At 72.3% G+C, this 13007-nt stretch carries 5 protein-coding genes; 2 read left to right on the forward strand and 3 right to left on the reverse strand.

Annotation, left to right across the window (positions count from 1 at the left end; genetic code table 11):
- Positions 1–141: 141 nt before the first annotated feature.
- From CEY15_RS16285 to CEY15_RS16295, 3 genes are all read right to left on the reverse strand, one after another.
- Positions 142–654, reverse strand: a complete 513-nt coding sequence (locus CEY15_RS16285) for a holo-ACP synthase (protein WP_095719307.1) — start codon at positions 652–654, stop codon at positions 142–144.
- On the reverse strand, positions 651–10058 hold the full coding sequence (locus CEY15_RS16290; RefSeq protein ID WP_095719308.1) for a type I polyketide synthase: 9408 nt from the start codon (positions 10056–10058) through the stop codon (positions 651–653). Before CEY15_RS16290 ends, CEY15_RS16285 begins: the two co-directional genes overlap by 4 nt.
- Before the next feature lie 315 nt (positions 10059–10373).
- Positions 10374–10919 carry a hypothetical protein gene (locus tag CEY15_RS16295; RefSeq protein ID WP_245847675.1) on the reverse strand — a complete coding sequence of 182 codons (546 nt, stop codon included), beginning with the start codon at positions 10917–10919 and terminating at the stop codon, positions 10374–10376.
- Positions 10920–11089: 170 nt separating this feature from the next.
- On the opposite strand from CEY15_RS16295, the gene CEY15_RS16300 reads away from it, so the two are divergent.
- Positions 11090–12709 (forward strand): sodium-dependent transporter, encoded by a 1620-nt coding sequence (locus tag CEY15_RS16300; RefSeq protein WP_095719310.1) that lies wholly within the window; start codon positions 11090–11092, stop codon positions 12707–12709.
- 3 nt (positions 12710–12712) lie between these two features.
- Positions 12713–12850 (forward strand): methionine/alanine import family NSS transporter small subunit, encoded by a 138-nt coding sequence (locus CEY15_RS16305; protein WP_095719311.1) that lies wholly within the window; start codon positions 12713–12715, stop codon positions 12848–12850.
- The last annotated feature ends 157 nt before the right edge of the window (positions 12851–13007 follow it).

Raw genomic sequence — 13007 nt, forward strand, 5'->3', positions numbered from 1 at the left:
CGGCACTCGCGGCGCTTCGCCCCTCGGACTCGCCTCCGCCCCCGGAGGTACGCGGGCGCATCGCAATCCGAGGCGCGCATCGCGCACCCGGGGCGCATCGCAATCCGAGGCGCGCATCGCGCACCCAGGGCGCACGCAGTCCTATCCGGACCCCTGCCCCTCGAGCACCACGAACGCCACGGCCGCGTCGCCGTCATGGCTCAGCGAGACATGCCAGCGCGCGCCCTCCCCCACCGTCGCGGCGACCTGCCGGGCGACCTCGCCGCCGAGGCGTATCGCGGGCCGACCCCACGCATCGCAGACGGTCTCGATCTCGGACCAGACCAGCAGGTCCGGCGCGATCGGCGGGGGCGAGCCGTAGAGGGCCGAGGACCACGCCTTGACCACGGCCTCTTTGACCGCCCACCGCGCGGCGAGGTGGCGGGCCAGAGGGTCGGACCGGTCCGATGACGACGAGGTGCGCGCATCCGGCCCGTCCGCGCGCGCCGTGGCGGCGCCGCGGCCGACCCCCCGGGCTTCGGCGCGCTCGCGGCACTGCCGTCGCTCTGTAGCTGAGAAGGCCGTGGCGAACCGCGTCCCCGGCTCGCCCAGGGACGCGGCGAAGGCGCCGAGCTCGACCGTGTCGACCCCGACGCCCCGCACCGCCGGGCTCACTGCACCCAGTCGCTCGCCGCGAGCACGCCGTCGGCGTCGATCCGGGCCGCGGGGTCCAGCAGCACCGCGGCCTCGCGCTCCTTGACCTCATCTCCTGACCCCTCACCGAGGCGCCGGGCCTCGGGACGGCTGTAGAGGGACTCGCCGCCGTAGATGGCGTCGGTCAGTCGCCGTGCGCCCTCACGCTCGCGGGTCAGCGCGGCCTCGCGGATGCGCTCGGACTCCTGCTCGCCGAGCTGCGCGGCCACCGCGCGGTGGAACGCCTCGGGATGAGTCACGGCGATCAGGCCGGACACGTGACCGAAGCCGAGCGAGGTGAGCAGGCCGGCCCTGAGCGGCAGGTCCCCGCCCAGCTGCAGCGTCTCGCGCAACCACACCAGGTGCCGGTGCCGGTCCAGGACGTCGTCGACGCAGTCCAGGGCCCGGTTCGGGGGAAGCGTCCCCGAGCGCAGCATCTGGGTCAGGCCGATGAGCTGGAACGCGGCCGCGCCCCCCTTGGCATGCCCGGTGAGCGACTTCTGCGACACGACGAACAGCGGGTTGCCGTCGGAGCGACCGATCGCCGCGGCGAGACGCTCGTGGAGATCCGACTCGTTGGGGTCGTTGGCCTTGGTCGAGGTGTCGTGCTTGCTCACCACGGCCAGGTCGTCCGCGGTCAGTCCGAGCTCTGCCAGACCCCGGGCCAGCGGCGACCGTCGTCCCCCGCGACCGGCGCCGAGAGCACCCAGCCCCGGGGCCGGGATCGAGGTGTGGGCACCGTCGGCGTACGACCCCGCCCAGGCCACCACTCCGTGCACCGGCAGCCCCATGCGGGCCGCGACGTCGCCGCGCGCCAGCAGGATGGTGCCGCCGCCCTGGGACTCGACGAACCCGCCGCGCCGCCGGTCGTTGGCACGGCTGTAATGGCGCTCGTCGATCCCCTTGGCGGCCATGGCCGCGGAGTCGGCGGTGGCGGACATGTCGGCGAAGCCCTGGATGCCCTCGGTGGACAGGTCGTCGAACCCGCCTGCCACCACGAATTCGGCCTTGCCGGCGCGGATCTTGTCAAAGCCCTCCTCGACGCTCACCGCGGTGGTGGCACAGGCCGCCACCGGATGGACCATCGAGCCGTAGCCGCCGACGTAGGACTGCATGACGTGGGCGGCCACCACGTTGGGCAGGGCCTCCTGCAGCGTGTCGTTCGCGCGGCTGCGGCCCAGGATCCCGTCGATGTAGAGCGAGCGCATGCTCGTCATACCGCCCATGCCGGTGCCCTGGGTGTTGGCGACGTCGGCCGGATGGACGTGGGCCAGCAGCTCCGCCGGGGTGAAGCCCGAGGAGATGAAGGCGTCCACGGTGGCCACCAGGTTCCACGCCGCCACCCGGTCGATACCGGAGACCATGTCGGCGGGGATGCCCCATGCCGTGGGGTCGAAGCCGGTGGGGATCTGGCCACCCACGATGCGCGTAAGCGTGGTGCGGCGGGGGACGCGGATCTCGGTGCCCGCCTTGCGGGTGACCGTCCACTCGCCGTCCTCGCTTCGGGTGACGACGGTGTTCTCCGGATCGTCCTCCTGGTACGCGCGGGCCTGGCCCTCGTCATCCACGACGAAGGACAGGTCCTCCGGCAGGAACACCGAGGTCAGCTGCGGCGAGGCGCCCGCGAACATCTCCGCGCGCGAATCGTCGGCGTAGGTGCGCACGCCCACCCGGGCGAGGACCTCGTCGTGGAACCGCTCGGCGATCTCGGCCTCGTCGATAGGGTCGCCGGACTCGGTGACGGTCCAGCCGGCGCGCGGCGAGTCCTCCCAGGTGATGAGTCCGGTGGACCAGGCCAGCTCCACCACGCCGGCCGCGCTGAGGTCACCGGTGGTCTCCACCTCGAAGCGGGTGCGTGCGCTGCCGTACGGGCCGACCTCGCCGGATCCCACGATCACGACCATGTCCTCGAGGTCCTGCGTGACCTCGCCCCACTCGGGGCGCTCGTCGGGGGTGACGGTCTGCAGCGACGGCAGGGCCGCGATGGTCCCGTCCGCGTCGTCGGTGGTGGACTCGGACGTCGCCGCCGGCCGGTCCGCGGCGAGCGCGGCCATGTCCAGGTCGGCGGAGCCGAGCCCTCCGGTGAGGTCGACGGTGAGGGGAGCCTCGCCGGCGGCCCGGCGGACGTCCGGCGTGCAGGAGTCCAGCAGCTCGTCGGCGATCCCGGCGGTGGACCAGGTGGACACGCCCGCGGCCTCGACGGCCTCGACGAGCGAGTCGTTGTGGCCCATCAACCCGGTGCCCCGGACCCAGCCGATGATCGCGTGGACGAACGTCACGCGCTCGGACCAGGACTTCTCGGAACCCCACTTGGCGATCATGGCGTCGAGTGCGGCCTTGGCCTCGCCGTAGGCCCCGTCGCCGCCGAAGATCCCGCGGTTGGGCGAGCCCGGCAGCACCACGTGCAGTCGGGAGTCGACGTCGGTATCGGCGCCGATCGCACCGAGGCCGGCCACGAGCTTCTCCACGCCCCACAACAGGACGCGCATCTCGGTCTCGGCCCGCGGTCCGGCGTCGGCCATCGAGCCCTGGACGCGTGGGGCGGCGAACGGGAAGAGCAGCGTCGGAGTGAGCGGAGCCTTGAGGACGGTGGTCTGTCCCCCGGCCGACTCGGCGTGTTCGGATCCGACCCACTCGACCAGGGCGTCGACGTCCGAGTACGAGGTGAGGTTGGCCGGCAGCACCCACAGCACCGCGCCACCGCGGGCCTGGGAGCGGTAGAGGTCCTTGAAGAAGGCCAGCTTGGACTGGTCGAGGCTGGAGGTGGTGGCGACCACGGTGGCCCCTCCCGCCAGGAGCTTTCCGGTGACGGCGGCGGCGATGGAGCCCTTGCCGGCCCCGGTGACGACGGCGACGTCGCCCGCGTACTGGCCGACGAACTCCTCGGCGGCCGTCTCCGCGATCTCCCGGTAGGCGACCGCGAGGGCGTCCCGGCGGGCGTCGGCGGCCCGACCGGCCCACCAGCGGGCCTGCTCGGCCACGATGTCGCCGGCGCCGCGGAAGGCCTCCGCGGCGTCCGCGGGGACGTCGGTCCGCGTCCAGAGCCGGGCCAGGTCCTCGCGGGCCGAGGCCCAGCGATCGTCCAGGAGCACGGCCCGGGCCGGGTCGAAAGCCGGGGCCACGACGCGGCGCCAGTCGGCGCCCAGCTCGGCGGCCACAAGGTCAGCTAGCTCGGTGTCGGGATCGGCCTCGGCGAGGAGGTCGACCGCGTCCGGCTCGAGGTGCCCGAGGCGGGTGAGCACGCCGCGCGCGGCGCGGGCCAGGACCCCGTCGGCTCCGGTGATCTCGTCGGCGAACTCGGACAGGGCCCCGGAGTCGACCACTCCGCCGCCGCCGGCCCCGGAGGACGGCATGGCGACGGCGACGCCGTTCGCGGCGCCGACGGCGGACACGGCCGCGTCGATGAGGGCGTCCAGCCCGGCCACGTCCTTGACGCCCGAGGCGTCGAGGGTGGCCAGGTCGCCACCGCGGATCGAGGCGCCGTCGCGGGTGCCCAGGGCGATCTCCGCGGTGACGTGCTGCGCCCAGCCGGGTCCGAGCTCCCAGGGGCCCGTGACGCGCTCGGTGATGTACGCCGGCCGCTTGCCGGTGCGGCCCAGGACCGCACGAAGCGCCTCGCCTACCGCGTCGGACAGGACGGGGCCGAAGGGCGAGTACCCGCGGGCCAGGCGCGAGACCTGGTCGGACAGGGTCGGGAAGTCCGCCTCGGCCGCGCCGTCGATGGCGCCCAGGCTCAATTCCGTGCCCAGGTCCAGCAGGAGCTGGTTGCGGCGCGAGGAGACGCCGTCACACAGCGTCTCGATGGAGTCGCCGGGGGCGATCTGCTCGGGACGGACCTTGGTGCGCAGCGCCACCAGCATGCGGGTGGCGGCGGGGGCGCCGAAGTCCAGGTCGTCCGGGCGGGGTGCGCCGGGGGCGGCCTCGACTGCCGGGGGGGTGGATCGGTCCGCACCGGCCGTGCCGGGGGTGTTGACGGCCGGTGCGGGGTCTGTGGGGGCCGCCTGGTCGGCGGCCGCGGTGTTGGTCGAACCTGCGTCGCTCGACCCGCTGGTGGACTCGGTGGCGCCTACCGAGTCCTCGTCGTCGACCTCCACGCTGGGCGGCAGGGTGCCGTACAGCGTCGCCGAGTCGCGCTCGACGTTGAGCACCTGGGCGCGGGGGCCCCGGTGCGTGGGCAGGTCGAGGGTCTTGGAGGCGAGGTTCGCCACGGTCGGGGCGTTGGCCACACCGACCTCGACAAAGCACTCGATGCCGAGTCCACCGCAGTCGATCGGGGTGAACAGCAGCTCCTGCGTCTCGATCCAGCGGACCGGGCTGGCGAACTGCCAGGCCAGCAGCTCGACCAACAGGAGGCGTCCCAGACGCGTCGGGGTGGCGGACCACGACTCCCAGTCCGCGAGGACCTCGGCGAGGGAGTCGGCCGGCACGAGGTCGGCGATCTCCTGCACGAAGTCGCGCTCGAGGCTGAACAGACGCGGCACCAGGTTGGGGATGTAGCGGCCCACGAGCACCGAGATGTCGATGTCGTGCGGGATCAGCGCGTCGAGGGTGGCCCGGAAGTCCGGGACGCCGCCGCGCAGGACGGTGGAGTGGAAGGGCACGTCGATGCCGGGCACAAGGATGAAGGCGTTCTTGCCCCCGGACCGCTCGAGTTCGCGCTCGACTGCCTTCTCCAGGGCCTTACAGCCGGCGACGGTGCCGGCAAGCGCGTACTGGGACCCCGCGAGGTTGTAGTTGACGATCTCGATGAACTCACCGGAGTCCTCGGCCACGCCGGCCACCCAGTCCACGACCTCGTCGTCACCGATTCCCATCTGCGACGGGCGGATCGCGGCCATCCGGTAGTCGGACCGCCCCTCGGCGTCGCGCGGGACCAGCTCGTGCATGGTCGACCCGCGCTGGAAGACGATCTCCAGCAGCGGCTCGAGCTCCAACGTGCCGGAGATGGCGGCCAGGGCGTCGTACTCACCGATCGAGTGGCCGGCGAAGTAGGCCCCGTCGACGAACAACCCGTCGGCCTCGAGCTCGGCGCGCTGCGCCACGGCTAGGCACGCCATCGCGACCTGGGTGAACTGCGTCAGGTAGAGCACGCCGTCGGGGTGCCGGTGGACGGTGCCCCGGACGGTCACCTCGGTGGGGTTCTCGCGGACGAGCGCCAGGATGGAGAACCCCAGAGCCTTGCGCGTGTGCGCGTCCGCGCGGTCCCAGATCTCGCGGGCGGCCGGGCAGCGGGTGCGCCCCTCCATGCCCATGCCCTTGGCCTGGATGCCCTGGCCGGGGAAGGCGTAGACGGTGCGCGGGGCCTCGGTCAGCGCGGTGGCGGCCATGACGGTGGCGCCGTCGACCGTGCAGGTGACCTCGAGGACCTGGCCGCCGGCGTGGCGCCCGGTCTGGACGGCCCGGACCTTGATGTGGTCGCCCGGTCGGACCGGGGCGAGCATGCGGGCGGTCCACCCGGCGATCCGCAGGGCGGGGTCGCGGCCGTCCGAGGCCTGGACCGCGTGCTGCGCGGCGGCCGAGAGCCACATGCCGTGCACGATCACCCCGCCGAGGCCGGCCAGGTCGGCTGCGGTGTCGGAGACGTGGATGGGGTTGTGGTCGCCGGAGACCAGCGCGAAGGCGGTCATGTCGTGCGGCGCGATGAGCGAGGTGGACACCCGCTGCTGGCGGCTCGTCTCGGCCGGGCTCGCGGCCCCGCCCTCGGCCGTGACCAGGGCGCCGCCGGCGGGCCGGGGGTCACCCACCTCGGCACCACCGGTGCGGCCGCGGATCGCGAACCGCTCCGACAGGGTGCACAGGGGTGACTGCGAACCGTCGGCGGCGACCGTGGCGACCTCGACCGACACCTCGACGACGCGTCCGAGGTCGGTGTCGCGGACGTCTCCCGACCGGGCGACGACGACGAGGTCGGTCGACTGCGCGGGCAGCGCGGAGTGCATGCGGATGCCGTGGTCGAGGTGGACCAGGTCCAGCAGACCTTCCACCACCGTTCCCTCGACAGCTGTTCCGCCGCCGCGCGGGCGACGCGCCTCACCGAGGACCGCGAACACCGCGGGCCACGCCGCACCCACGAGGGCGTCGGGGACGCCGTCCGAGGTGATGAGCGAGGTGGGCAGACTGCCGGCGGTGACACCGGTGTGGTCGGAGGCGAGGGTGGGCTCGAAGGTGAACCGGGCCGTGGCCACGCCATCCGTGACCTCCGGCAGGGCGTCGATCGCGGTGCCCCCGGCGCCGCCGCGGCCGACGCCGGCGGCGGTGCTCAGGAGGGTGCGCATGGCGGCTTCCGCGGCGTCGTCGGTGACGACCGGGGCGGCGCCCGCGGCGACCGCGTCGCCCAGGGTGATCGTGATGGTCATCTCGGTCGGGCCGATGGGCAGCGTGAGGTCGACGGTGCGGCCGTCCGGGCCCGGGGTGAGGACGGCGCCGGAGACCGGGTGGTACCCGATGCCGCTCGGGTCGATCTCCCAGGCGTGCAGGACGCCGAGGCGGTGGACGGGGCTCACCACCAGACGGCCCGCCCACGAGACGTCGGGAGCGTTGAGCACGTCGGCGACCGGGCCCTGCGCCGTGGTCACGGTCCCGCGACGGCGGCTGCTCACCTCCTGGGTGGTGGGCATGTACTCGCGGACACGGTCGACAGTGGCGTACTCGAAGCGATCGAGCAGATCGCCGACCGGCTCGTCGACCCGGGTGATCCCGGCGACCGCGGTGGTGCCGGGGATGACGCACACGGCGTCGGCGTCGTACCGGGCGTCGTGGGCCTGCCACAGTGAGTCGGAGCGCCACCAGCGACGGACGTCGCCGTCGATGACGGGCACGAACGGGACGGGCTTGCCCGGCATGCGACAGATGTCGAGGAACTCGGCGGCGTCGGCGGGGTGCAGGGTCGCCGTGGCCAGGTCCGGGTAGCGGTCCGCGAGTGCGTCGACGACCTCGGTGGGCTGCTCCATCGCCTCGACGAGGGGGAAGGCCGACACGATGCGCCCGGAGTCCGCGGCATCCAGCCTGGCCTCGGCGCGCTGCACCATGCGGTGGAACCGCTCACGGATGGTGGGGTCGAGCCACACCGAGCGGCCGCCGGCGGCCTCCGCCTCGGAGGCGGTACCGGCAGTGGGAGCGGTTGCGAGCGACAGCTCGGCGAACCGACGAAGCCACTGCTCGTAGGTCATGGATCCGAGGTCCCCGAAGTACGGCTTGGCGGTGCCGTTGATCGCGGCGATGATCTCCTCGCGGCGCTCGGCCACGGCGTCGGCGTCACCGGCGACCTCGTCCAACAGGCGCCCGGCGCGGGCGGCGGTGTTGTCGATCTCGTGGATGTCGGCGCCGAGCTGGCTGCGGCCCGAGGCCATGCCGCCCTCGGCCTGTCCGGCCCCGACCCAGTGGTCCACGCCGACGGTGTCCACGAGGAGCTGCTTGACCTGCGGGCTGGTGGTGGCCTCGAGAGTCGCCATGGCGGCCGTGCCCACGAGGATGCCGTCGACGGGCATGGCCGGGAAGCCGTGGGCGTTGGCCCAGGACCCGGTCAGGTAATCGGCGGCCCGCTCCGGGGTGCCGATCCCGCCGCCGACGCACAGGACCACGTTGGGTCGGTCGCGCAGCATGGGGTAGGTGGCCAGGAGCAGCGAGTCGAGGTCCTCCCACGAGTGGTGTCCCCCGGCCCGGCCGCCCTCGACGTGGACGATCACCGGCATGTGCGGGACCTCGGCCGCGATCCGCACGACCTGGCGGATCTGCGCGACGGTCCCGGGCTTGAAGCTCACGTGGCGCAGTCCCGCCTCGGTGAGCTCCTCGATCAGGGCCACGGACTCGTCGAGCTCGGGGATGCCGGCGGTCACGATGACCCCGTCGAAGGGAACGCCCGCCGCGCGAGCCTTCTGGACCAGTCGCTTGCCGCCGACCTGGAGTTTCCACAGGTACGGATCGAGGAAGAGGGAGTTGAACTGGACGCTGCGGCCGGGCTCGAGCAGCTCGGCCAGACGGCGGGTGTTCTCCGCGAAGATCGCCTCTGTCACCTGTCCTCCGCCGGCGAGCTCGGCCCAGTGGCCGGCGTTGGCGGCGGCGGCGACGATCTCCGGGTCCACGGTGGTCGGGGTCATCCCGGCCAGCAGGATCGGCGAGCACCCGGTGAGGCGGGTGAACGAGGTCTCCACGTGCACGGTGCCGTCGGGCAGGGTGATGAGCTGGGGCTGGTAGGCCGTCCACGGACGCTCGATCGACGGGGTCGCGCCGGGTGTGAAGAGGTTGCGCAGGCCGCCGCGGGTGGCGGCGGCGACCACGCCGACGCCCTGACCGCGGACCACCGAGCGGTTGAGGCGGGTCAGGGCCTCGCCCGGGCCCATGTCGAGGATCCAGTCGGCGCCGGAGTGCAGGGCCTCCGCCATCTCCTCGACCCAGTCGACGGGCTCGACGAAGACCTGGCGGGCCAGAGCGGTCGCACGGGCGGTGTCCAGGCCACAGCGGGCCGCCCAGTCGGACACGACGTCCACGGCGGGTGCCATCGCCGGATGGTGGAACCCGACCTCCACGTCGAGGGGGTCGAAGACGGGGGCGAAGACCTCGCCGCCGGTGAGCTTGGCCTCGCGGCGGCGGCGGGACTCGGCCTCGAGGTCCGCACAGTGCCGGCGCAGGTCCTCGAGGTCGTCCGGACGGCCCACCACGACGTGGCGTCGCTGGGCGTTGCGGATGGAGACGGTGGGCCGCAGCGAGGGGTCGACCGTCGCGAAGACCTCGTCGACCAGGGCTCGCAGCTCCGCGCCGTCGATGCCCGACACCCCGACCATGGGGCTGGCCTCACCGCGACGGAACAGGCCCGTGCGGCGACCGACCAGGGTGGCCGCGGCGCCGATCAGTTCGGCCACCGCCAGGAGGCGGTCGTCGACCGATCCGAAGGTCTGGACCGACTCCACGGCCAGGATCCCCTGGGAGTGTCCGACCACCGCGGCGGGGGCGGTGTCGTTGACGTCGAAGCCCTCGGCGGCGAGCGCGCGGACGGCACCCACCTGGGTGAGCAGGACGGCGGGCAGGGAGACCGCGGCGGAGGACAGCGATGCCTCCTCGGGCAGGTGGCCGTGGTCCTCGTCCTCGCCGGTAGTGGTGTTGGCCCACTCTATGGGCCGGAAACCGTGGGGCCGGACAACCGCGATCTCGTCGTGGACGGGTTCGGTGAGGGCGACGGAGGAGTCGACGAGGTCCTGCAGCTCGGGACCGATCCCGGTGCCGTCGATGAGATCGCTCAACGCGTCGCGCCACGCGATGCCCTGCCCTCCGAAGGCGAGCGCGTAGGCGGTACCCTCACGCAGATCGTCCGCGAGCGCCCGGGCCTGGCGGCGGGCCGCGTGTCCGGTCTCGAGCGGGCGGGGTGTGAGGTCGCGGTCGTCGATCGTCACGTGTGGAACTCCTTGGCAACTTCGTCTGGAACAACTCCGCGCCGAGACCGGGTACTGGTCCGACGCAGGGCACAGACTGCCACAGGAACTTGAGGCGTTCCTCAGCTTGAGGGGGTACGTCCGTCCGTCGGGGGGAGGCCTGACGGGGTCCGGAAGTGGCGACGGTCACACTTTGAACCTGACGGTTCCCTCATACGCACAGGTGAGGGACACCTCAGGTTCCGTCACGCGTCGTTATCGAATCGTTACTTCCTTCTCAGGGGGGAGCCTCCCCTCGACGGCGTGTCGCGGGCGCCTCGCGCCGCCGGCTCCCCCTCAGGCCCCGCAGCGGAGGGCGGCCATCATCTCGGCGTCGAGCCCCTCGACAGGACACAGATCGGCGGCCAGTCGGCGCGGACCCGACGACCACTCGACGTGGGCCGTCCGCACCTCGTCCCCGAAGGCGACGGTGACCAGTCCCCCCACGCCCGGCTGCTGGTCCGCTGCCAGTCCCCCGCGCCCGACCGTCTCGACGGCGGTCACCTCGGCGACGGTCGCCGGCCCCGGTGCGGGGATCAGTCGCAACTGGACCCTGGTGCCGTCGAACGCGCCGACCCAGGCGGCCAGCATTCCCGTACCGTCCGCGCGCAGGTCGAGGGTGTAGCCGTGCGAGAACCACGACCCGGTCTCGCGCACCACTTCCGCCGGGGAGGGCGCCGTGACGGCCGGCGACGGGGCCGCCGGGGTGGCGACGGCCGGTGACGGGGTGGCCAGGGTGGGGGCGGCGAGGGTGGGGGCGGCGAGCACCGCCACAGCGACCGCGGCCGTGGCCGCAGCCAGCCTGCGCCCCACCACCCACGGACTTCTTCGCTGCATCCTCATGAGATCACTGTAGTCCCGCTGGTAACACGATTCGGTGCCGCGAATGCGTCGAAATGGTCACCAAAACCACAACCCGCCGTGAAGATATGGGAAGTAGTGGAGACCACACCTATCGTCGGTCCGTCACACCCGGCGGATCCGCCGCCCGATCGCCCCACAAGGAGTCGACCATGACCAGCCCGCCCACCAGGAGTGCGGCGACACCGAGAGAGACATTCTCCCGTCGCTCCGTCTTCGTCTTTGCCGCCATCGGCTCCGCCGTCGGCCTCGGCAACATCTGGCGCTTTCCCTTTGTCGCCTACGACAACGGTGGCGGCGCCTTCCTGCTCCCCTACCTCGTGGCCCTGCTGACCGCGGGCCTCCCGCTGTTGTTCTTCGACTACGCCATCGGCCACCGTTTCCGCGGCTCCGCGCCGCTGAGCTTCCGGCGGATGAACCGTTTCGCCGAGCCGATCGGCTGGATCCAGGTCCTGGTGTCGTTCGTCATCGCCGTCTACTACGCGGTGATCATCGCGTGGGCCGCCTCATACGCGTGGTTCTCGATCGACGAGCGGTGGGGTGAGACGTACGAGGAATCGGCGTCGTTCTTCGCCGAGGACTTCCTCCGCGCGGGCAGCGGCTTCGGCGTCGACTTCGTCCCGGGCATCGCGATCGTCCTTGTGGTGGTGTGGATCGTCACGCTGGGCGTCCTGCTCGCGGGCGTCCAGAAGGGAATCGGCCGCACCGCCCTGCTCTTCGTCCCGCTCCTCGTGGCGCTCTTCGCCGCCCTCGTCGTGCGGTCGCTCTTCCTCGAGGGCGCGATGGACGGCCTCAACAACTTCTTCACCCCGGACTGGGGCGTGCTCACCGAGCCGAGCGTGTGGATCGCGGCCTACGGGCAGATCTTCTTGTCGCTCTCGGTGGGCTTCGGCATCATGCTGACCTACTCCTCGTACCTGAAGCGCAAGTCCAACCTCACGAGCTCCGGGCTCGTCGTGGGCTTCTCCAACTCGGCCTTCGAGGTCCTCGCCGGCATCGGCGTGTTCGCCACCCTCGGTTTCCTCGTCTCCACGTCGGCGGGCGCGGGCTGGGAGGACGTCGGTGGCGGCCCGGGCCTGGCGTTCATCGCCTTCCCGGCCCTGATCTCGCAGATGCCGGGCGGCCCGATCTGGGGCGTGGTGTTCTTCGTCTGCCTCATCCTGGCCGGTATCACCTCGCTCATCTCCATCGTCCAGGTGGTCATCTCGTCCTTCCAGGACAAGATGGGCAGCAGCCGGACCGCCTCGGTGCTCGCCGTCGGCATCCCGATGGCGGCCGCCTCGATCCTGCTCATGCCCACCGAGACCGGTCTGCAGAACCTCGACGTGATGGACAAGTTCGTCAACAGCCTCGGCATCGTCGGCATCACCCTCATCGCCCTCATCGTGGTGATCTTCGTGATGCGCCTCGGCCCCACCCTGCGCGACCACCTCAACTCGGTGTCCTCGTGGAAGGTCGGCTCGTTCTGGATCGTGTGCCTGGCCGTCATCACCCCGGTCGTCCTGGGGTACGCCCTGATCCGCGAGATCATGACCCTCGTCTCCGAGCCCTACGAGGGCTATGACGCCGCTATCCTGGGCGTCTGGGGTTGGGGAATGATCGGGACCATCCTGGTCCTGTCGATCATCCTGTCGGCCCTGCCCTGGCGGGGGGCCCGCCAGCTCGACGGACCGCCGAGTGTCGACGACGACCCGAGCGATTACGTCTACGAGGAGGGACTCACCCGTCCCGACGAGAACCCTGCCCCCACCCACACGCCGAAGGAGGCCTGAGCCATGGACGCTTCCGCGATCATCATGATGGTGCTGTTCCTGCTCGTGATCTGGGGAGGACTCGTCGCCAGCATCGTGCACTACGCCGGTCACCCCGACGATCCCGAGGAGGCCACGACCTCCCCCGCGCGCGAACTCTGACCCCGCGCCGCACGACCTGATCGCCGGCCCCGGCGCCCGCACACCCCCGCGGCGCCGGGGCCGGTCCGTTGCACAGCGGTCACCCGGTCACAGCGCCGAGTCGCCGCGCCCCTCTCCCTCCCGGCACTAGTGGGCATCTCCGTTAGTTCGTCGGGGG

This window comes from Dietzia natronolimnaea, assembly GCF_002289575.1.
GTDB lineage: Bacteria > Actinomycetota > Actinomycetes > Mycobacteriales > Mycobacteriaceae > Dietzia > Dietzia natronolimnaea_A.

Bases quoted from the DNA above. Each gene is read 5' to 3' on its own strand.
- CEY15_RS16305 (WP_095719311.1), top strand. From the start codon at position 12,713: ATGGACGCTTCCGCGATCATCATGATGGTGCTGTTCCTGCTCGTGATC.
- CEY15_RS16300 (WP_095719310.1), top strand. From the start codon at position 11,090: ATGACCAGCCCGCCCACCAGGAGTGCGGCGACACCGAGAGAGACATTC.
- CEY15_RS16295 (WP_245847675.1), bottom strand. From the start codon at position 10,919: ATGAGGATGCAGCGAAGAAGTCCGTGGGTGGTGGGGCGCAGGCTGGCT.